The organism is Allobosea caraganae, assembly GCF_003351345.1.
GTDB classification, from domain to species: Bacteria; Pseudomonadota; Alphaproteobacteria; order Rhizobiales; family Beijerinckiaceae; genus Allobosea; species Allobosea caraganae.
This window is the reverse complement of record NZ_QQTO01000007.1, coordinates 40,870-60,782: the sequence shown is the minus strand read 5'-3', so window position 1 is coordinate 60,782 and position 19,913 is coordinate 40,870. Positions and strand designations below refer to the sequence as shown.

Sequence of the window (19,913 nt, the reverse complement as noted above, 5' to 3'; positions counted from 1 at the left end):
CGATGATGCTGCGGCGCAGCAGTATTGGGCAGGCGGTTGCATCAGGAGGCTGGCTGAACGGCCCTGCCGGCCTTGGCAGAACTTGGCGCTGACCTGGGCGGCAGAGCTCCCTCAGCGCCAGGTGACGGAGACCGGCTCGGCCGAACGGTCGGGCTCGCGCAGCCGCTCGACGCGCAGGATGTCGCCGGGTTGCAGCGGCGCGTCGTCGGTGACGCTCACCGTCTCGGCCTTCTGGTCGATCGTGCGGGTGACGAAGAGCGCGCGCCGTGGCGCGCCGCCGGCGTCGGCGACGAAGCCGACCTGGCGCAGCCTGAGCTCGCGCGTCGCCCGGGCCGTCGGCAGGGCCGCCTCCACCTCGGCGAGACGCTGCATGGTGTCCTGCAACTCGGTCCTGACCTGGCGCTGGTAGGCGTCCTTCGCCTGCTGGATCCGGATCGTCAGTTCGCCGCGGCTGATGTCGTTGCTGGAGATGTCGCCGGAGAAGCGGGCGATGTTGCCGCGGTTGCGCGCCTCTTCGCGCTGCAGCTCGATGCCGGTGTAGCGCCGGGCCAGGCCCGAGCTCATGAGCGTGTTGTAGTCGGTGAGATGCATCTGGACCAGCTCGAGCTGGCGCTTCTCGGCCGTGAGCTGGTCCTGGAGAAAGGCCTTGACCGTCTCCAGCTTCGGCAGCTGCTGCTCCAGCGTCGCGACCTGCTGCTGCAGGGCGTCGCTCTGGAAGGCGAGCATCTGCTGCTCGCCCTTGATGATCTGCGTCACCTGCTCGCTCGCCGCGCCGGGGCCGGTCAACTCGCCGAAATCGAGCGCGTTGCGGCCGTCGCGCTGCGCCTCCAGCCGGATGCGGCGGGCGATCAGGGAGGCGCGCGTCGTCTCCATCGTCCGCAGCCGCTCGTCGGCCTGGAGGTAGTCGGTGCGCAGCACGACCTGGGCCTGCTCCTCCGAGACGGTGAAGCCGCCGGCGAGCGCGACCGCGCCGATCACCGAGATGCCGTGGCGAAAGGCGTAGCTGCCGGACGTCTTGACGTCGCCGACCACGTAGATCGGCCGCGGCTCGGTCAGCCGCACCGAGACGACCGGCTTCTGCACATAGCCCTCGGCCAGGCGCTGCGTAATGCGCTGCTCGATCTCCTTGATGCTCAGGCCGAGCACGGGGACAGGACCGATCAGCGGAACCGTGACGGTGTTGGCGCCATCGACCATCGACTCGCCGGACAGCTCTGCCTGCCCGAAGACGAGGATGCTGAGGCGGTCGCCCGGGGCGACCCGATAGACGGGCGGCGCGTCGGGCGCCGCCAGCAGAGGAGCCGGCGCGGCGGCTGCGAGCGCTGCGAGCAGGGCAAGGCGCGCGGGCCAGGAGGCCCCAGCCCTGAGCCGGCTCTTATTATGGTGGGATAGAGCGCCTTGAAGTGTGGCGGAAGCGCGTGCTGGCATCACGGCTCGTCCTTCGTCGGTCATCGGAGACAGGCCCGGCGCAAGTGGCCGAGCACGAACAGACGAGAGCCTAAAGCAACGCGGGAACAATCCGGGCGCTATTCGGGGCAAGCAACAGGAGCGATGGGATTACTCCTGGAATTTACTGCTGCTTTTCCGACTAAACCACCGGCCTAACAGCGAGATTATGCAGTTTTCGCCATGCTGCGCAGCGACCTCGCGCATGGACATGCATCGTATCCCCGCCCCTGCAGCGAATTCATGATTGCCCGAAAACTTCATCCCACTCTCCTGCAGCAGCTCCCCTCGCGTTCAGCCAGAGGCGGAGTACCTCCAAAAACAGCTTCATTGGAAGCTCGCGCTCCAAAAGCGTCAATTGCATCGCTGCGACATCAAGTAAACGATGACGTCATGTTGATGAAAGAATTCACATTCGATGGCGTGCCTGCGCAGACATTCCGCAGAAAGCCCATTTCTGCGCCAACATGACGTAAGACTACGAATTTATACACGAAGTTACTGATACCTTCCCTGGAGATCAACGAGATGAAGCGAATTCTTGTAACCGGAGGGGCAGGTTTCATCGGATCCCACCTGTGTCGAAAACTTCTTCAGGGCGGCGATGAGGTGCTCTGCGTCGATAATTACTTTACCGGCAATCGAGGCAACATCGCTCAGTTGCTCTCGGTCACCGGTTTCGAGGTGGTCCGGCACGACATCACCTTCCCGCTCTATGTCGAGGTCGACGAGATCTACAACCTGGCCTGCCCGGCCTCGCCGGTGCACTACCAGCACGACCCCGTCCAGACGACCAAGACCAGCGTCATCGGCGCGATCAACATGCTTGGCCTGGCGAAGCGCCTGCATGCGCGCATCCTGCAATCCTCGACCAGCGAGGTCTATGGCGACCCCGAGATCCACCCGCAGCGCGAGGACTACCGCGGCCTGGTCAACATCAACGGCCCGCGCGCCTGCTACGACGAGGGCAAGCGCTGCGCCGAGACGCTGTTCTACGACTACCAGCGCCAGCACGGCCTGCAGATCCGCGTCGCCCGCATCTTCAACACATACGGCCCGCACATGCATCCGCAGGATGGGCGGGTGGTCTCCAACTTCATCGTCCAGGCGCTGCGCAACGAGCCGATCACGATCTACGGCAACGGCAGCCAGACCCGCTCCTTCTGCTATGTCGACGACCTCGTCGAAGGCCTGGTGCGGCTGATGAACGTCGAGGGCGAGGTCGCGGGCCCCGTCAATCTCGGCAACCCCAACGAGATCACCATCCTGCAGCTGGCCGAGACGATCATCGCGCTCACCGGCTCGCGCTCCGAGATCGTGCGCCGGCCCCTGCCCCAGGACGATCCGCGCCAGCGCTGCCCCGACATCGACCGCGCGACGCAGCTCATCCACTGGCAGCCGCGCGTCGAGCTGAAGGAGGGGCTCAGCCGCACCATCGCCTATTTCGACGCGCTGCTCGGCACCTCCGCGGCGCCGGTGCGGCTGGCCGAGCGGAGGGTCGTGGCATGATCCCCGAACGGACCCGCAAGGAGCCGGCGCGCGTCGACATTCTCGGCGTCAGGGTCAGCGCGATCAACCTGCCGCTGGCGCTCGACACGATCGAATCCTGGATCGCCGAGCGCAAGCAGCGCTATGTCTGCATCACCGGCGCCCATGGCGTGATGGAGAGCCAGCGCGACGAAACGCTGCGGACGATCCACAACCAGGCCGGGCTGGTGACGCCCGACGGCATGCCGCTGGTCTGGCTGTCACGCCTGCTCGGCCATTCCAAGACGCGGCGCGTCTACGGGCCGGACCTGATGCGGGCGCTGAGCGCGCTCTCGGCAAAGCGCGGCTATCGTCAGTTCTACTATGGCGGCGATGTCGGCGTCGCCGATGCGCTCTCCGCCGCCCTGACGCGCAGCTATCCCGGCCTTGCCGTCGCGGGCACGCTGAGCCCGCCCTTCCGGCCGCTCAGCAGCGAGGAAGATGCCGGCATCGTCGCGCAGATCAATGCGGCGAAGCCGGACATCGTCTGGGTCGGCCTGAGCACGCCGAAGCAGGAATACTGGATGGCGAGCCATGCCGGGCGCATCGACGCGCCGGTGATGATCGGCGTCGGCGCGGCCTTCGACTTCCTCGCCGGCCGCAAGGCGCAGGCGCCGCTCTGGATGCAGCGCAACGGCCTGGAATGGCTGTTCCGCCTGAACCAGGAGCCGCGCCGGCTGTTGCGCCGCTATGCCTGGATCGTGCCCGGCTTCATCGCCGCGGCGAGCGGGATGCTGATCCGGCGCGCCGCCTCGGCCTTCTGGCTGCGGGCCGTCCAGCGCCTGCGCCAACCCACGATCGGATGAACCCGCAACGACGCCATTCGGCCGGCTCGGCCGCTTCACTTCCTGGATCCACGGAGGGGATTATGACGCAGAAGACCGCTCTCGTTACCGGCGCCGGAGGCTTCATCGGCCACCACCTAGCCGACTATCTCGTCAAGAAGGGCCGCCATGTCCGCGGCGTCGACATCAAGCACCCGGAATATGCGCCGACCGCCGCCCATGAGTTCGAGGTCCTCGACCTGCGCAGCGAGAAGAACTGCGAGATCGCCACGGCCGGCGTCGACGAGATCTACCATCTCGCCGCAGATATGGGCGGCATCGGCTACATCACCTCCTCGCGCGCGCCGATCACGCTGCACAACACGCTGATCAACGTGAACATGATCAAGGCGGCGCGCGAGAACGGCGCGAAGCGCTTCCTGTTCTCGTCCTCGGCCTGCGTCTATCCGCAATACCTCCAGACCAAGCCCGACGTGACGCCGCTGCGCGAGGACGACGCCTTCCCGGCCGATCCCGAGGAGGGCTACGGGCTCGAGAAGCTCTACATGGAGAAGATGTGCCAGTACTTCAGCGAGGACTGGGGCTTCCCGACCAGGGTCGTGCGCTTCCACAACGTCTACGGCCCGCTCGGGACCTATGATGGCGGGCGCGAGAAGGCGCCGGCGGCGATCAGCCGCAAGATCGCCGGTATTCCCGACGGCGGCACGATCGAGATCTGGGGCGACGGCCAGCAGACCCGCTCCTTCATGCATGTCGAGGATTGCATCGAGGGCATCTACCGGATCATGCAGTCGGACTACGACAAGCCGCTCAACCTCGGCACGGACGAACTCGTGACGATCGACCAGCTCGTCGACATGGTCGCCGAGGTCGCCGGCAAGCGCGTGGTCAAGCGCCATGACGTCTCCCGCCCGCAGGGCGTGCGCGGCCGCAACAGCGACAATTCCCGCCTGCGCGAAGTCCTCGGCTGGGAACCGCGGATCATGCTGCGGGAGGGCATCGTGCCGACCTATCGCTGGATCGCGGAGATGGTCGCAGGCGAGAGCAAGCGGCCGGCTACGCAGCAGGCGGCGGAATAGCCGCTCCGAAGCGGCGCAATGAAAGCAGGGGCTAACGGCTATGCGTTGGGGGGCTACATCGGCCACAGTGCCACTGGACTGGAGCAAGCGCGCCTCGTCCGCCGGATTGCGGCGGCCGCTCCAGGCCTCCCGGCGGCGCGTCGCGGTCATCGCCGCGCTGGTCACGAGCGACTACCTGGCGACGGCGCTTGCCATCGCCACCGGGGAGATCCTGCTGCCGTCGTCGAGCTGGGCCTGGCCTGAAGCGGCTTTCGCGCTGTTCGCAGTGCTTCTGCCGTTGCATGCCTATCTCGGACTCTACAGCTGCTGGGGCTCCTGCCCGATCGAGCGGCTGCGGCTGCGCGCGCTCAGCGCGCTCGGCCTCGGTGCGGTGACCTTCATCGCCTTGCCGGCCTGGCACGCGCCGGTCGACATCGCCGCGCTCGGCATGGTGGCGGCGCTGCTCTTCGTGGTCGGCCACTATCTGGAGAGCCTGGCGCGGCTGGCTCTGATGCGCGCCGGCCTGTGGGGAGCGTCGACCATCCTGATCGGCTCTCCGGACAAATGCGCCCAGATGGGCCGGATGCTGCTCGCCCACCCCAAGCTCGGCCTGAAGCCCATCGGCATCGTCACCGACCAGGCCGAGGACGCCCGCTCCGAAACCACGCTGCCGCTCCTGTGCGGCCTCACCGAGGCGCATCGGCTGACCGGGCTGGCGGAGGTCGCCATCGTCGCGGCCTCCGACCTGAGCGAATCCGACATGACGGAGGCGCTGCGCCTGTCGCGGCTGCCCTTCCCGCACGTGATCGTGGCGGAGAGCGGCGGCGGCATCCCCAATCTCGGCCTGCATAGCCGCAACCTCGGCGCCGCCGCCGGGCTGGAACTGCGCTTCAACCTGTTCCGGCGCGGCAACCTGCTGCTCAAGCGGCTGATCGACCTCGCGATCGCGCTTCCCGTCGCGCTCGCCGCAGCCCCGCTCGTCATCATCCTGGCCGCCGCGGTCAAGATCGCCGACCCCGGGCCCGCCTTCTACCGGCAGCGCCGCGTCGGCCGCGACGGCAGCGTGCTCGACGTGCTGAAGCTGCGCACCATGTACGGCAATGCCGAGGAGCGGCTGCGCGAGCACCTGCAGAGCGACCCGCGCGCCGCCGCCGAGTGGGCCCGCTTCTTCAAGCTCAGCGACGACCCGCGGGTGCTGCCGGGCATCGGCAACGTCCTGCGCCGGTCCAGCCTCGACGAGCTGCCGCAGCTCTGGAACATCCTGCGCGGCGAGATGAGCATCGTCGGGCCGAGGCCTTTCCCGGCCTACCACATGAGCGGCTTCGACCCCGACTTCCAGGTGCTGCGCGTCAGCGTGCCGCCCGGCCTGACCGGCCTCTGGCAGGTCAGCTCGCGCAGCGGCGGCGATCTCGCGGTGCAGAAGGAGCAGGACCTGTTCTACATCCGGAACTGGTCGATCTGGCTCGACCTCTACATCCTGCTCGAGACCGTGCCTGCGGTGCTCACCGCACGGGGCGCGAAATGACAAGAGGCCTCGGAGACAACGAGGCCCATCCAGCGGCGGGACGCTGCGAAAGGCCTTGACTGTGCAGAGGGAACGGCGTGTCGAAATTCAATGGCTGCGCGCGCTCGCAGCATGCGAGGTCGTGGTCTGCCACTCCTTCCTCCTGACCAAGCACATCAGCACCAATGCCGCCCTGCCCGCCTGGTATCAGCCGTTTTCGGCGATGGGGGTCGAGCTGTTCTTCATCGTCTCCGGCTACGTGATCTGCATGCGCATCGGCACGTCCGAGAGCGGCTGGTCGTTCCTGCGCTCGCGCATCCTGCGCCTCTACCCGATGTACTGGCTCTTCACGAGCCTCGCGGTGCTGGCCTATGCGCTGAACAGCGCCTGGCGGCTGAACAACTTCACGCCCGACCTCGTCACCCTGGCGAAATCCTACCTGATCCTGCCGCAAATGGGCTTCCCGATCCTCGGCGTCGGCTGGACGCTCGAGCACGAGATGATCTTCTACAGCTCGGTCGCGGCGATGCTGCTGACGCTCGGCGGCGGCACGCGGGCCCGGCTCGGCCTGGCCTGGCTAATGGCCGCATTCGGCGCGACCGGGATCGTGTTCGCCGGGGTGCCGAGCCCGGTGATCGCGGGGGCGCCCGGCGCCGGCTCCTCGGCGATCGTCTCGCATGTCTTCAGCCCGTTCATGTTCGCCTTCGGCCTCGGCTGGCTGATCCGGTCATTGGAAGGCCTGCGGCCGGTCGAGCGGGCGCTGAGCGCGCTGCCCTTCGCCGCCTTCGCGCTCGCGGCGTTCTGGCTCGCGCCGGAATGGGGCCTGCACCCGATCTACCGCATCGGCGTCGCGGCCATGCTGTTCATCGGCTTCATCGCCTGCCGCGGGCTCTTCGCCGACAACGCGCTCAACCGGCTGGTCTGGAAGCTCGGCGACGCCTCGTTCAGCATCTACCTGTCGCACTGGTTCGTGCTCTCCGCCGGCGGCAAGCTGCTCGGCCATTTCGACGTGCCGGCCTCGCTCGTGCTGCCCGCGCGGATCATCGGCATCGTCCTCAGCATCGCGGTCGGCGTCGCGGTCTTCCTTCTGGTCGAGAAGCCGCTCGACCGCAGGCTGCGCCGGATGAGCTCCGGCGAGCCCGCCGGCAAGCCATTGCCACCCGACGCCGTCGCGGGTGGGCCAGCGCTCAGCGCGCTGCCTCCGGCATGATCAGCGTGCCGTGCTGCTCCTGGCCGAGCGCGCGAAAGCCGGCGAAATCCCCTTGGACGGTATCCCAGGCGAAGACCGGAACCTGCCCGGCGGGCGCGCGGTAGGTGTTGCCCTCGAAGGCGTTGGCGCCCTTCGCCATGATCGCGAAATTCTCGGCCGAGGGATCGGAGACCGAGACGCCGCCGGTGGCGCCGGCGCCCAGGAAGGTGACGTCGTTGCCGTGCACGCGGTTGCCGCGCGTCTTGTAGAAGCCGCCGCCGACCTTCCAGCGGTTCTGGTCGATCAGCATGACGGCCCGGCCGGACGGGCGCACGACGATGGTGTTCCCGGTGATATCGGCGAGTTCGGAGGCGGCGATCTGGATCTCGGCGCCCCAATACCAGCCGGCACCGGCCTGGTTGTTCTGGCGCAGCGTGTTGCGGCGGATCACCGCCTGCGAGGAGAGCTCGAAGAAGATGCCGGCGCCCTGGTTGAACTCGACGAGATTGTCCTCGAAGACCACGTTCGCGCAGCGCTCGTCGCACCAGAGGCCGGGGCCGTTATTGTGGTGGACGTGGTTGTTGCGGAAGGTGACCTCGGTGGCCACGGTGATCTTGACGCCGCCGGCGTCCCAGCCAGGCTCGAAGCCGGAGATGTTGTTGGCCCAGATCTCGTTGCCTTCGAGCAGGATGTCGACCCCGTCCGCGGTCGCGCCGATCTGGCCGTTATGGTGGATGTTGCAGTTGACGATGACGCCGTCGGCATCGACCGAGACGCCGGCGCCGCTGTTCAGCCGCAGCTCCGCATTCTCGACGCGCCAGGCCTCGCCATCGCCGCGGATCGCGCCCTCCTGCGCCGGGTTGGCATATTTCTCGACGGTCAGGCCGCTGATCAGCACGGACGATGCCGTGCTGTAGAAGGCATAGGGAACGGCGGTCACCTCGACGCGCCTGCCGCCGGGCGGCTCGGCCAGGACGATCTCCTGCTTCGGCCGGTCGTAGAAGAAGGCGCCGGGGCGGAGCAGCTCCTTGCGGGCGACCTGACGCTGCGGCTCGTCGTCGATGAAGACTCCGACAGGCCGCGCGCAGGCCTCGTAGCCCGGCGCGCAGACGCCGCGCGTCACCCCGATGGAAATATCCGCGCTCGCGGCCCAGAAGCGGCCGTCCGGCCTGAAGCCGTCGAGGAGCTTCGCCCCGCTCAGGATCGCGCCCGGCTCGCCGAAGAAGCGCTGCCCGTCCTTCGGCGCCGCGAATTGAAGACGGTGCAGTCCGGCCGCGATGCAGAAGCTCGCACCGGGCGCGGCCTCCTCCACTGCAGCGAAGAGCGATTGCTCGGTGCCGATGCGGATCGCCCCGGCCGGGCAGGCCTTGCGCTCGCCCGGCGCGGCCATGGCCGGGAGCGGGCCCAGCAGGAGGACGGCCAGCAGCCATGCCGCGCGCGTCACCGCCCGCCCCGCGCCAGCGAGCCCGGCGACAGCCTGACATCCTGGGCCGCGCCGTAGAGCATGGACGAGCCGATGCCGAGCCCGACGATGCACCAGAACCAGATGCCGAGCATCGGCCCCTCCAGCGCGACGTCGAAGGAAGCGTTGATCAGCTGCGAGAGCCCGTAGCAGCCGATCCAGATGAACAGCTTGGCCCAGTCCTCGTCGCCGTTCCGGCGCGCGGCCAGCATGCGCGAGAAGAGCAGCGCGAACCATGTCGCGAAGACGAACAGCCAGAGCGCAAGACCGGGCACGCCGGCGCGCGCCAGCATGTTGAGATGGGCGTTATGCGGCGCGCGGACCGGCTGGCCGCTGCCGCGGCCGCCGTCCTCGCCGACGACATAGCCGTCATCGATGGCGAGGTTCACGCCAAAACCCTTGCCGGTCCAGAAATAGGGGCCGTGCACGGTGTAGTCCTCGATCGAATGCCACCAGCGCAGCCGCCAGGTCTTGGTGCCGTCGAGGTTCGACGCGTCGCTGCGGCCGACCAGGCTCTCGACGTTGTTGATGAGTTGCGCCGGGCCGATGACGCGGCCGCCGTCGGTCTCGACCTGCACGCCGAGGACCATGACGAGCGACAGGATCGCGCCGCCCGCTGCTGCGATCGGCACGATGCGGTGGAGCTTGCCGCCAAGCAGCGCCGCAAGGCAGAGCGGAACGATGAAGGACAGCATCGCGCCGCGGCTGACCGACACCATGACGAAGCCGACCAGCACGGCCCCGACCCATAGCAGCGGAACCCGCCGCAGGCCGAGCAGCACGAAGACCGCCGCCCCGCAGAGATGGACCGACGCCTCCCCCATCCGCACGAAGACCACGGGCACGCCGGAGAACGGCCAGGACAGGATGTCGGAAAGGCCGCTGGTGGCGTAGGCCAGCGCCGCTCCGGAAAAGCCGTAGAACAGGGCGAAGCGGCTGTAATTGCCGATCAGCCAGCCGAGGCGCTGCGGCTTCTGCAGCAGGAGCGCTACGATGATGAAGGCGAAGACGCCGTAGATGGCGAGCACGCTGTCGCGCAGCGCATCGAAGCGGTAGAGCCCGAGATAGGGCAAGGTCCGCAGCACGACCCAGCCGATCAGCAGGACGATCGCGAGGCTCGGCAGCGTCATCAGCATGGCGAGCCAGCAGCCGGACGCCAGCAGCGCGACCAGTCCCAGCACGAGCACGATCTCGCTGACGAAGAGCGGCGGCACGCCGATATAGGCGAAGCCCTTGCCGAAGGTGGCATAGCCGAGCAGCAGGCCGCAGAGCAGGACGAGGTAGCGATCACCGAAATCCCGCCCCTGTTCGGCGCGGACGGGGTGGGCCGTCACCGGAGCTGTGAGCGAGAGCGGCATCGCTGTTCCTTGGGTAGCCAGATTCCGGCGCAGCCCCCGCCGCCGGCGTTCCCGTAGCGCCCGCGCGCGGCGGGCAGGTCCGGACAGGTCATTGAACGCGCAGCCGCAGGCGGCGTCGAGCCTCGCGCTTGGAGTACCTCCGATGAGCGCCAGCAGCGCTTCAGCTCAGGCCGCGGACCAGCAGCCCCAGGCGCTGGCGCAGGCCCGGCGGAAGCCGGCCGTAGAGACCGCGCAGGCGCGGCTTGACCATGGTGAGATAGGACACCGCCACGCGGCCCCTGAGCGAGACCGGGACGAGATAGTCGCGGATGCCGGTCTCGGCATTGGACCATTCCAGCTTGTGCCGGGTGGCCGGCGCCAGGAAGTCGAAGACGTCGATCGCAAGCTCCGGGCATTTCGCCAGCAGGTGCCAGAACAGCAGCCGCCCCGGAGCGTGTTTGGCGAAGCGCAGGTCGTAGCTCTGGACCAGCGACCAGTAGCGGCGCTGCCTGATCGCGCCGATCTCCAGCGCCGCCGTCCGCTCGCCGACCCGCAGCCGCGCCACGAAGAGGTGCCCGTCCCGCGCCAGGCGCAGCAGGCTGCCGTCACTGGCACCATGGGCGTAGCCGGCGCTTATCGTCGCCTTCTCCTTCTGCCATTCGCGCTTGAGCGCGAAGGCTTCGGCCAGCGCCTCGCATTGCTCCTGCGGCCGCGCGAGGATCTCGAAGCCGACCGGGCCCTGCTCCGCGAGAAGGCGCTCGTGGCGGCGCAGGGCATTGCGCGTGCGGCTGGTGCGCTGGGCCTCGGCCGGGGTCGCGGCGAGCAGGTGGAAATCGACCAGGGGCGCGCTCTCGCGCGACCGGTCGACGCCATGCGCGATCAGGTCGCGCAGGCCGGCAAGCTGCGAGCCGTTGCGCACCCGGCGAAGCTCGATCGCGTCGACATCGCGCATGGCGCGCACCGCCCGCCAGGCCATCTCGACCAGCGCCGCGCGATCCTCGTCCTCATCGACCAGCACGTCGCCATATTGCGTCGCAGGCTCCGCCAGCGCGTGGAGGATGCGGAACATCGACAGCGTCCGGATCGCCAGCGGCCAGAGCAGGACCAGGCGGGAGCCGCGCCAGATCGCGACGATGCGGGGTCGCTCGACCACGCCCGCCTCCCGCGCCGCCTCGACCCAGGCGAGGCACCAATCCGCCGTCTGGAAGATCGTGCAGTCGGCGCAGCGCTGCTCGAGCTCGCTCCAATGCCGATGAAGCGCCGCGACATCCTCGCGGATTTCGAGGCGCAAGGCCTCCTGCCCGCGCGGCGCCGCGGCCAGCCGAGCCAATGTCACCCCTGATCCACCCATCGCAAATGCCCCGATCCGCCCGTGAACCGCGAAGCCGAGCGGAGCCGGCCTACCGGCCGCCATGCCCGGCGAAAGTCATCCGTCCCGCCATCCGCGTGCGCCGCAGGACGCCCTTGAGCCAGCGCCCGCCGAACCGTCCCCAGCGCCGCGCCTGCCAGGCCGGCCCCGGCATCAGCGTCACCGCCTTGAGGGCATGGGCAGCCTGTTCCGAATTGCGGTCGACGGCCTGCTTTTCCGGGTCGTCGTAGAAGCTGGCGAGTTTGCCGGCCGCCATGCCATCGCTGGCGAACCAATGCGGGACATGCGCCTCGCACAGGCGCCAGACATCGTTCAGCGCCTTCTCGGTGCCGGTGCCGGCTGCCGGGCAGGACGTGGCGAAGGCGTCGCCGACCAGCACGATGCCGGGCTGCGCCAGGTTCTCCGCGACATAGAGATCGGCCGGGCGAACGCGGATGGGCGCCACGATGCCGAACCGGCCGAGCAGAGGCGCAAGCCCAGGCATGACGCGCAGCAGGGCCGCTTCCGGCGTGGCGCGGAACTCCTGCAGCCACGGGTCATCGGCCGTCCGGTAGGTCATCAGATTGGCACGCACGCCCTCGCCCATCCTGAACAGCGTCAGATAGGAGGTGCGGTCTTGCGGGCGCTCGCCGTAATAGGTCAGCGAGTCGAAGGCGAAGCGGCAGCGATCCAGCGGCACGATGTCGAAGCCGAGCGTGGTCGAATGGACCGGGCTCAGCAGCCGGCAGGTGATGCCGAGCGAGCGCCGCAGCGCCCAGTTCAACCCGTTCGCCAGCACGACGAGCCGAGCCTCGATCTCCTCGCCGGTCATCAGCGTGACGATCTGGCGGTCGTCGCTCGGGCGGATCGCCGCGACGGTGCCGGCAAGGAGCGGCACCTTGTCGGGAATGCCGGCCCGAACCGCATTCACCAGGTCCTGGTAGAGGATGCCGTATTGATCGATCGGCATCCTGTCGACCACACGGCCGAAGCGCGCGATCCAGAGATCGCCGCTGCACGCGGCCTGGGGCAGCACCAGGCCGGCAAGCCCCATCCGCCGCAGCAGCCGCACCGAGGCGGGCGCAAGCTTCTCGCAGCGGAAATCGGGGCGATAGACCGGATGCGGATCGACCAGCACGACCTCATGATCGCTGCGGCCGAGCAGCACCGCCGCGGCCGAACCGGCAAGACCTGCTCCGATGATGGCGATGTCGACCTGGCGCATGCTGCCCTCACGCCCCCGGAGCTGCCGCGGGTCCCGGGCCATGCCCGAGCCGCGCCCGCAGCTTCAGGGTCAGCTCGGCCCGCTTCCGGCGCGCGGCATGGTAGGCCTGCCGCGCCAGCGCCTTGCAGCGCAGGAACGCGCGTTCGCGCCGGCCCAGCACGGCCAGGCGGAGCGGGCGGGCCGAGCCGAGATCGATCAGGAAGTCGATGACCTCGTGCCGCTCGCCCCAGCGCTCGGCCTGGTAGCCGACATCCATGTGATTGCAGGAATCGGCCGACGCGACCGCGGGATCGGACAGTAGGTGCGCCGTCGTGTTCTCAAGCCCGAGGATGCCGGGCGAATAGCGCCGGTAGCGCTCGTCATAGGCGACCCGCCAGGTGAAGGCGCCCGGGCCGGAATAGAGCACGACGAGGATCGCGATCGGAACATCGTCAAGGCGCAGCGACTGCACTGAGACCCGTCCGCGCTCGGCCAGGCCCTGCAGCATCCGGCGTGTGAACAGCGCAGTCGCAGGGTCGGAGGCCAGCGCGCTGCGCCGCGCGCCCTTCCAGCCCGAGGCCTCCATGGCGAGGAACTCCTCGATTCCGACGGCAACGGCGGCGGGCTGCCCGACAGCGACGAATTCCAGCTTGCCCTGCTGCGCGAGCTGCCGCCTCATGCGTTCGAACCCGTGGCGGTGCTTCGCAGACATCGAGTTGGCCCAATAGGTCTTCGCGTCGAGCCGCGTTTCCAGCTTGGCGCGCCTGCGCCGCCCGATCGGCGTCCAGGCTCCCGCTCCGTCCAGCAGCGCCGAGCGCAGGGCGTCCATCAGGAGCGGGTCGTCGGAGACATCCCCGACCTGCACGATCTTCGGCAGGTCCGGCGCTTCCCGGATCGTCGCGAAGATCGCGGCGAAGACGGCGCGGGCATGGTCGGGATCGACGACGGGCGTTCCGAGATAGGCGACCGAACAGGGCGGGCAGACCAGCGCCCGATAGGGCCAGGACTGGCGCGTGCGCCGCTCGACGAACAGCCAGGCGCCGACCAGAAGCGGCGCCGGGCCGGGTTCGGCATCACGCCAGGCGAGCAGGACGCGAACCGGATACGGCCAGGCCTCGGCGACCGCGAGCGCCACCGCCGGGTCCATGAAGGCATTCGGCACGCAGGCGCGGGCGGCGAGCGAGGTCCAGGCTTCGGCCAGCGCGCCGAAGCGGGCGGCGTCGGCCAGCTCCACCCTGATATCGTTCTGGGCCAATGCCGTCGGCGCCACCGCCGTGGCAGTTCCGCGCGACGGCAGGCCGTCGAAGCGCTCGCGCAAAGCCGAGGACATCGTCATCGCGGCAGCCTTCCGGAAGTCTGGTCGCGGGATTGCGCGGCGCCGGGCGGTGCCACCTGGGTTTGCCCGCTCCCCGCTTCGCCCCGCTTCAGGGATCGGATCGCCGACGACACCCTCCCCGTGGCGACGCGCAGGGCCTTGTGCACGCGCCGGGCCTCGGCCTTGAGCCATTGGCGCGCGAACTCGGACGAGCTCAGCAGGGAGAAGCCGAGCGTTCGCCCCCGCCGGACGTCCAGCACCATGTCGAGGACCGGCTTACGCCCGCTCCAGAATTCGGCCATGTAGCCATCGTCGCGGTGATTGCAGGAATCGACCGCGCCGATTGCGGGGTCGGCGAGAAGCGCGGCGGTGACGTCCTGCAGCAGCAGGAGGCCCGGCCCGCAATCCCGCCGCGCCTCGTCATAGGTGGATTTCCAGGTGAAGGCCGTCGCGCCGGAGCGGATCGTCACCTGCATGGCGACCGGCCTGCCATCGCTGCGAAGCGCGGTGATCCTGACGAGCCCATGCGCGGCCAGCCCGTCGAGAGCCGGGCCGAAGAACGCCTCGAGCGCAAGCTCCCGCCGGATCGCGTGGCCGCGTTCGATCGCCTTGCCCTTCCAGCCGGCGACCTCCAGGGCGAGAAACTCGTCCAGCGCAGCATGCACCTCGTCCTGCGTGCAATGGACCGTGCAGCTCAACTGCCCGCTCCTGGCAAGGCGCCGGCGCTTCTGCCTCAGCGCCCGCTCGCGGCTGGCCGAGAGCGGCGCGGCTTCGGCGACGCCCTTGACGAGTTGCGGCCGGCAGCGCCGTTCGAGCTCGACATGGCGCGAGCCGCGTCGCGCCAGTTCGTCCATCAGCAACGACGCGACCGGGCCCTCCCCGTCGAAACCGTTGATCTCGATCAGCTTCGGCAAGTCCGGCTCCTCGGCGACCGCATCCAGCATCTGCGCCAGGACGGCAGCGGCGAGGCCGGCATCGAGCACCGGTATGCCGAGGCCGGCATGGCCGTGGACTGGGGTCTTGAGGACCTGGACCGGGATGTCCGAGGACGGGTGCCGGCAGGCGAAGGCCCAGGCGCCGGCAAGGCGAATAGGCTCGCCCGGCCGCAAGGATGCCCAGGCGAGCAGGACATGCACGCGCACCCCGTCGGCATGCGCCGCCGCAGCCACGAGGCTCGGCTCCATGAAGGCATTGCCGGCAAGCGCGCGGCCGGTCAGGTCCCGCCATTCCCGCTCGATCGTGAAGAAGCGCTCGGGCGTCGCGATCTCGACCGACATGGCGGGAGCGGTCGACACATGGCCGGAACGCCCAGCCGGCCGGGCAAGTCCGGCCTGCGGCGGTTCGCCCAGGATGATGACGGGCTCAGACAGCATGGTGCGCCCTCGATCAAGAGAGCGCGACTATATCCATGCCTGGCCGCAGCACCGGCCCCCTAATCGGGACTAACCCATTTTTGACGCGGCTGGCGCAATCATATTTTCTTGGCCACACAGTATTCCGGCCGCTCGCCTCAAGGTCACGCAGGGCGCCTTCTTGCAGCTGTCATCGATACGGCACGGACATATGAGACCCCTCCGACACAAGCGGCAAAGGCGGCGAGCAGCATGAATCGCGTCACATTCCTCGCGCCAGGCAGCGGCGGCGACCTGCGAATTCCGTATCGCCGCTGGAAGGACCATCCTGTCGCCGGCGCGGATTTTCCGGATATCGGCGCCGGCACGATCGATGGCCGGACGACGCAGAAGATCGTCTCGGCCCTGGCGCAGCGCCTGCCGGACCATGTCGAGGTGCTGGCCGGGATCGATATCGGCGGGCTGGGCCTGGCAGGCGCCCTCGCCTATCGCAACGGGCTCGGCTTCATCGAGATCCGCAAGGTCGACTCGATCCGGGTCGACGTCATCCGCAGCGTCATGGCCAATTACGAGCTCGGCAGCGGCGTCGTCGTCTCGAAGGCGAGCCGGTTCGAAGGCCGTTCCGTCGCCATTCTCGACGATGTGCTGATGTCAGGCGGCACTGCCGCTGCCGCCGTGCAGCTGATCCGCCGGCTGGGAGCCAAGTGCGTCACCGCGCTCTTCGTCTTCGAGCTGGCCGGAATGGCCGGACGCGAACGGCTGGAGCGGGAGGGCGTGGCGGTGCACGTGCTGGAAGCGCTGCCGCAGACGGGGCCGGATCGGCTCGACTAAGTGACGCGGAGCTGAGGACAGCCCGCAGCCTTGAATCGACCCGGTCAGTGCGTCGGCAAGGGCTTGAGCGGCCAGCGGCCGAGGAACTGGTAGTGCGACTGGCCGTGCAGGCTCCGGATCAGCACAAAGTCATGCGCCGTCCAGCGGATGGGCTCGATATCCGTTTCGGGCACGACGCATGGGTCATAGAGCATCGTAAGGTGCGGGGTGAACGAGCGCGCGACGAGCAGCCCATTTGCGGCCATGGCCCGCCCGAGGGCGGCGTGAAGCGTCCTCAGCCCCCATAATTGATCGCTGAACGACAACACGAAAGGGTGCTCCTCCCCGCCTCCGGGAAAACTCAGCGCGTGGTCGAAACCGACGGCAAAACCCGCTGGCGACATGCCATCGGCCGCCGCCGCCATGCGCGCGACGAGCTCAGCCTCCGTCCCGCCCGGCAATGCGCCGCCATGAAGCGTGACGTGATAACGCTCCGCAGCGAAACGCTGGCCCTTGAGCCGGTATCGCGATCGCAGCCAATCAGCGACATCATCGATCCAGGCCGCCGCCTCACGATCCGGCACCACCGCGAAAAAGTAGTTGTCCCGGCCTTGGGCCCAAGGCGCAACTGCGCCTTGGCGACCAGGAGTCGCTTTCAAAGGAGCACGCATCTCAACGCCTACTCAAACACAGACTGAATTGCCCTAATTTAGAACAAATAGAGAACACTGCAAGCAAGAAAATCTTCACGAATGACTCGGGCGCGCAAGGGTTTGGCCGTGCGCATCGGGCCGCCGATGCGCACGGCGCGCGGTCAGGCCCCGTGGGCCTCCATCGGGCGCACTTCGCAGACGCCCTCCCAGTCCCCGGCCAGCTCCTTATGCAGGTTCATGAACTCGAGCGCGCTGGCGAGGGCTTCGTCGCGGCCGGCAAGCTCGAAGATGGCATAGCCGCCGATAACCTCCTTGGCCTCGGTAAAGGGGCCGTCGATCACCTCGACCTTCCCGCCCGACAGCCGGACCTCGAAGCCCATCGGCTTCGGCAGCAGACCGCCGGTGTCGATCAACCTGCCCGCCGTGAACTCGCGCTCGATGAGCTTGCCCATCGCCTCCATCAGCGCGGGCGTAGGCGGCGCGGTATTACCGGTCTTGACCATCATCATGAAACGCATGTCTTCGTCTCCTTGCCGAGGGCACTGGCGCGACGACGTCGTGCTCCCACCCCTCAGGGTCTCGACGAACGAGCCCATGCCAAATCGACATCGAGACCAAAATATTTTTGCAGATCTCCGGTCTGCGCCGAAGGCCGCTCGTCGCGCCGCCGATTATCGCCAAACCCGAGAATGGGTCACAGCCCCGGCATTGCCGGTATGCCCTCCCGCAGCGCAGCGATCGCGGCGTCCACGACCGGCTTTCGCCGGTCATGGGCGTAGAGGCCGTACTGGACGGTCAGCGGCTCCGGCACGCCGGCCGACGTCTTCAACACCCGCATCGCCCCGGCCCGAACGGATTCGGCCGGCAGCAGCCCGATGCCCAATCCGCTTTCGATCGCCGCCTGCAGAGCCGTGACGCTCTGGCTCGTGAACGTGACCTTGTGCTCCCGGCCGGCCGCGACCAGCGCATCGATCATGCGCCGGCGCCACAGGCAGGGCGCGGCGAAGGCGACGAGGTCGAGCGGCCGCTCCGGATCTGGGGCATAGTCGGGGGCTCCGACCCATTGGAGCGCGACATTCCATGTGATCAGCGCATCGGCGGTGACGACCGAGGTGGGGCCGATCATGATGTCCAGGCCGTCTTCGCCCCAAAGCCGGCCGAGCGCGACGCTGTGCTCGACCACGACGTCGGGGCGGATGTCGGGATAGGCGCGGTGCAGCCGTCCCAAAGCGGCCGGCAACGACGCGGTCGCGATCTCCTCCGCGAGGCCGACGCGCACGACGCCGCTGATCTCGGCCTGCCGCAGACGCGTCACGGCCTCATCGCCAAGGGCGAGGATGCGGGTCGCGTAGCCCAGGAAGAGCTCGCCCTCGGGAGTCGGCACGACGCCGCGGCCGGTGCGCTGAAACAAATGCCGCTCGAGCAGGCCCTCGAGCCGGCGCATCTGCATGCTCAACGCCGATTGGGTGCGGCCGGTCTGCGCCGCGACCCGGCTCAGGCTGCCCTGCCGGCAGACCGCGACGAAGGTCCGGAGAAGGTCGAGGCCGATCTGGTCGGATATCATTTTTGGTGAACTCTGATGTCGCCGATATCAGCCTACAACCGTAGCTCGCTGCGCGCTATCTCCCGCCAAGCCCGGGCCGGCATGCAACGCAGCGAGGAAGCCGACATCATGAAAGCGATCCGTGTTCACCGCCATGGCGGGCCAGAGGTGCTGACCTATGAGGACGTCGAGATCGGCCAGCCCGGGCCCGGCGAGGTCCGCGTCCGCAACAGGGCTGTCGGCCTCAACTTCACCGACATCTACTTCCGCACCGGCGACTACGCGCCGCCTGCCCTGCCCTTCATCCCCGGCAACGAGGGCGCGGGCGAGGTCGTCGCGGTTGGTGAAGGCGTCCGCGATTTCGCGCCGGGCGACCGCGTGGCCTATGTCGAGATGCTCGGCTCCTATGCCGAGGAGCGCATCGTGCCGACCCGCTACCTCGTGCACTTGCCGGACGCCATCGCTTTCGAGACCGGCGCAGCGATGATGCTGAAGGGGCTGACGGCGCAATACCTGCTGCGCCGCACTTTTCGCGTCGCGGCCGGACACATCATCCTGGTGCACGCTGCGGCGGGCGGCGTCGGGCTGATCCTGACGCAATGGGCCAAGCATCTCGGCGCGACCGTCATCGGCACGGTCGGCTCGCCCGAGAAGGCCGAGCTTGCCCGCCGGAACGGCTGCGACCATGTCATCGACTACCGCAAAGAGGATTTTGCGGCGCGCGTACGGGAGATCACCGGGGGCGCGGGTTGCCATGTCGTCTATGACGGCGTCGGCAAGGCGACCTTCCCGGCCTCGCTCGATTGCCTGCGGCCGCTGGGCACCTTCGTCAGCTTCGGCACGGCCTCGGGACCGATCGAGCCATTCGACATCATGCTGCTGATGCAGAAGGGCTCGCTCTTCGCCACCTGGCAGCTGCTGTTCACGCATCTCGCAAAGCGCGAGGACGTGCTCGCCATGAGCGAGGAGTTGTTCGACGTCGTCCTGAGCGGGGCGGTAAAGATCCCCGTCCATGCCCGCCTGCCGCTCGCGGAGGCAGCGGAGGCGCACCGCCGGCTGGCGGCGCGGCAGACGACCGGCGCGACGGTACTGCTGACATAGGCGCCGGATCAGCTCCGGCGGCCGCCGCGGGCTTGGCTGGAGATCAGCCTCAGCCAAGGCGCCAAATGGAAGGTGCTCATCAGCGCGTACATCGTGACCATTCCGCTCAGGGGCGACGCATCATGCATCGCCGAACAGAGGATGTCCGGCTGACCGCGACCGAACATTGCCGTCAGCAGCGCCATGATCGCGAAGGTTGGCGCGGCCGCGAGGCCGAGCCAATCGGCAGTGCCGAAAGCGGACGCCGCGCTATTTTCACGACGGATCGCCACGGCCTCA

The 19,913-nt window shown here is 68.4% G+C and carries 18 protein-coding genes; 7 read left to right on the top strand and 11 right to left on the bottom strand.

Annotated features, from left to right (window positions below):
* Positions 1–111: 111 nt before the first annotated feature.
* Complete coding sequence (locus DWF00_RS03010) at positions 112–1,428, bottom strand: polysaccharide biosynthesis/export family protein (RefSeq protein WP_181832705.1); 1,317 nt, start codon at positions 1,426–1,428, stop codon at positions 112–114.
* A gap of 546 nt (positions 1,429–1,974) precedes the next feature.
* Here DWF00_RS03010 and DWF00_RS03005 point away from each other — a divergent pair.
* The 5 genes from DWF00_RS03005 (at position 1,975) to DWF00_RS02985 (ending at position 7,530) form a co-directional block, all read left to right on the top strand.
* Positions 1,975–2,955, top strand: coding sequence for a UDP-glucuronic acid decarboxylase family protein (locus DWF00_RS03005; RefSeq protein WP_114829936.1), 981 nt, complete (start codon positions 1,975–1,977; stop codon positions 2,953–2,955).
* Complete coding sequence (locus tag DWF00_RS03000) at positions 2,952–3,779, top strand: WecB/TagA/CpsF family glycosyltransferase (protein WP_114829935.1); 828 nt, start codon at positions 2,952–2,954, stop codon at positions 3,777–3,779. The genes DWF00_RS03005 and DWF00_RS03000 overlap by 4 nt, the downstream gene beginning before the upstream one ends.
* A 62-nt stretch (positions 3,780–3,841) precedes the next feature.
* Entirely contained in the window at positions 3,842–4,837 is a 996-nt protein-coding gene (locus tag DWF00_RS02995; RefSeq protein ID WP_114829934.1) for an NAD-dependent epimerase/dehydratase family protein, read from the top strand.
* Between the two features lie 67 nt (positions 4,838–4,904).
* Positions 4,905–6,341 carry an exopolysaccharide biosynthesis polyprenyl glycosylphosphotransferase gene (locus DWF00_RS02990; RefSeq protein WP_181832704.1) on the top strand — a complete coding sequence of 479 codons (1,437 nt, stop codon included), beginning with the start codon at positions 4,905–4,907 and terminating at the stop codon, positions 6,339–6,341.
* Between the two features lie 61 nt (positions 6,342–6,402).
* Positions 6,403–7,530 (top strand): acyltransferase family protein, encoded by a 1,128-nt coding sequence (locus DWF00_RS02985; protein WP_245973740.1) that lies wholly within the window; start codon positions 6,403–6,405, stop codon positions 7,528–7,530.
* Here the strand turns inward: DWF00_RS02985 and DWF00_RS02980 are convergent.
* The 6 genes from DWF00_RS02980 to DWF00_RS02955 form a co-directional block, all read right to left on the bottom strand.
* Positions 7,508–8,953: a right-handed parallel beta-helix repeat-containing protein gene (locus DWF00_RS02980; RefSeq protein WP_114829931.1), complete on the bottom strand. Its 1,446-nt coding sequence runs from the start codon at positions 8,951–8,953 to the stop codon at positions 7,508–7,510. The two genes, DWF00_RS02985 and DWF00_RS02980, sit on opposite strands and share 23 nt — an antisense overlap.
* Positions 8,950–10,329, bottom strand: a complete 1,380-nt coding sequence (locus DWF00_RS02975) for an O-antigen ligase family protein (RefSeq protein WP_114829930.1) — start codon at positions 10,327–10,329, stop codon at positions 8,950–8,952. Before DWF00_RS02975 ends, DWF00_RS02980 begins: the two co-directional genes overlap by 4 nt.
* Positions 10,330–10,489: 160 nt before the next feature.
* Positions 10,490–11,644: a GNAT family N-acetyltransferase gene (locus tag DWF00_RS02970; RefSeq protein ID WP_181832702.1), complete on the bottom strand. Its 1,155-nt coding sequence runs from the start codon at positions 11,642–11,644 to the stop codon at positions 10,490–10,492.
* A 64-nt stretch (positions 11,645–11,708) separates the two neighbouring features.
* A complete protein-coding gene (locus tag DWF00_RS02965; RefSeq protein ID WP_114830148.1) occupies positions 11,709–12,881 on the bottom strand; it encodes an FAD-dependent oxidoreductase in 1,173 nt (390 codons plus the stop codon).
* Between the two features lie 7 nt (positions 12,882–12,888).
* Positions 12,889–14,196: a GNAT family N-acetyltransferase gene (locus DWF00_RS02960; protein ID WP_181832701.1), complete on the bottom strand. Its 1,308-nt coding sequence runs from the start codon at positions 14,194–14,196 to the stop codon at positions 12,889–12,891.
* The gene (locus tag DWF00_RS02955) at positions 14,193–15,548 is read right to left on the bottom strand and encodes a GNAT family N-acetyltransferase (protein ID WP_114829927.1); all 1,356 of its coding nucleotides are present in this window, start codon (positions 15,546–15,548) and stop codon (positions 14,193–14,195) included. The genes DWF00_RS02960 and DWF00_RS02955 overlap by 4 nt, the downstream gene beginning before the upstream one ends.
* A 231-nt stretch (positions 15,549–15,779) precedes the next feature.
* Between DWF00_RS02955 and DWF00_RS02950 the strand changes: the two genes are divergently transcribed.
* Positions 15,780–16,358 (top strand): phosphoribosyltransferase family protein, encoded by a 579-nt coding sequence (locus tag DWF00_RS02950; protein ID WP_114829926.1) that lies wholly within the window; start codon positions 15,780–15,782, stop codon positions 16,356–16,358.
* Positions 16,359–16,402: 44 nt separating this feature from the next.
* Here DWF00_RS02950 and DWF00_RS02945 read toward each other — a convergent pair whose 3' ends face one another.
* The 3 genes from DWF00_RS02945 to DWF00_RS02935 all read right to left on the bottom strand — a co-directional run bounded on the left by DWF00_RS02945 (position 16,403) and on the right by DWF00_RS02935 (position 18,554).
* The gene (locus DWF00_RS02945) at positions 16,403–17,008 is read right to left on the bottom strand and encodes a 2'-5' RNA ligase family protein (protein WP_114829925.1); all 606 of its coding nucleotides are present in this window, start codon (positions 17,006–17,008) and stop codon (positions 16,403–16,405) included.
* Between the two features lie 143 nt (positions 17,009–17,151).
* Complete coding sequence (locus DWF00_RS02940) at positions 17,152–17,508, bottom strand: YciI family protein (RefSeq protein WP_114829924.1); 357 nt, start codon at positions 17,506–17,508, stop codon at positions 17,152–17,154.
* A 176-nt stretch (positions 17,509–17,684) separates the two neighbouring features.
* Positions 17,685–18,554, bottom strand: coding sequence for a LysR substrate-binding domain-containing protein (locus DWF00_RS02935; protein WP_114829923.1), 870 nt, complete (start codon positions 18,552–18,554; stop codon positions 17,685–17,687).
* Between the two features lie 108 nt (positions 18,555–18,662).
* Here DWF00_RS02935 and DWF00_RS02930 point away from each other — a divergent pair, with 108 nt between their 5' ends.
* The gene (locus DWF00_RS02930) at positions 18,663–19,634 is read left to right on the top strand and encodes a quinone oxidoreductase family protein (protein ID WP_114830147.1); all 972 of its coding nucleotides are present in this window, start codon (positions 18,663–18,665) and stop codon (positions 19,632–19,634) included.
* 8 nt (positions 19,635–19,642) lie between these two features.
* On the opposite strand, the gene DWF00_RS02925 is transcribed toward DWF00_RS02930, so the two are convergent.
* Entirely contained in the window at positions 19,643–19,906 is a 264-nt protein-coding gene (locus DWF00_RS02925) for a hypothetical protein (protein ID WP_245973728.1), read from the bottom strand.
* Positions 19,907–19,913: the final 7 nt, after the last annotated feature.

Excerpts from the sequence above, each read along its gene's own strand:
- DWF00_RS03010 (WP_181832705.1), bottom strand. The coding sequence starts at position 1,428 with ATGCCAGCACGCGCTTCCGCCACACTTCAAGGCGCTCTATCCCACCAT.
- DWF00_RS03005 (WP_114829936.1), top strand. The coding sequence starts at position 1,975 with ATGAAGCGAATTCTTGTAACCGGAGGGGCAGGTTTCATCGGATCCCAC.
- DWF00_RS03000 (WP_114829935.1), top strand. The coding sequence starts at position 2,952 with ATGATCCCCGAACGGACCCGCAAGGAGCCGGCGCGCGTCGACATTCTC.
- DWF00_RS02995 (WP_114829934.1), top strand. The coding sequence starts at position 3,842 with ATGACGCAGAAGACCGCTCTCGTTACCGGCGCCGGAGGCTTCATCGGC.
- DWF00_RS02975 (WP_114829930.1), bottom strand. The coding sequence starts at position 10,329 with ATGCCGCTCTCGCTCACAGCTCCGGTGACGGCCCACCCCGTCCGCGCC.
- DWF00_RS02965 (WP_114830148.1), bottom strand. The coding sequence starts at position 12,881 with ATGCGCCAGGTCGACATCGCCATCATCGGAGCAGGTCTTGCCGGTTCG.
- DWF00_RS02960 (WP_181832701.1), bottom strand. The coding sequence starts at position 14,196 with ATGACGATGTCCTCGGCTTTGCGCGAGCGCTTCGACGGCCTGCCGTCG.
- DWF00_RS02955 (WP_114829927.1), bottom strand. The coding sequence starts at position 15,548 with ATGCTGTCTGAGCCCGTCATCATCCTGGGCGAACCGCCGCAGGCCGGA.
- DWF00_RS02950 (WP_114829926.1), top strand. The coding sequence starts at position 15,780 with ATGAATCGCGTCACATTCCTCGCGCCAGGCAGCGGCGGCGACCTGCGA.
- DWF00_RS02945 (WP_114829925.1), bottom strand. The coding sequence starts at position 17,008 with ATGCGTGCTCCTTTGAAAGCGACTCCTGGTCGCCAAGGCGCAGTTGCG.
- DWF00_RS02940 (WP_114829924.1), bottom strand. The coding sequence starts at position 17,508 with ATGCGTTTCATGATGATGGTCAAGACCGGTAATACCGCGCCGCCTACG.
- DWF00_RS02935 (WP_114829923.1), bottom strand. The coding sequence starts at position 18,554 with ATGATATCCGACCAGATCGGCCTCGACCTTCTCCGGACCTTCGTCGCG.
- DWF00_RS02930 (WP_114830147.1), top strand. The coding sequence starts at position 18,663 with ATGAAAGCGATCCGTGTTCACCGCCATGGCGGGCCAGAGGTGCTGACC.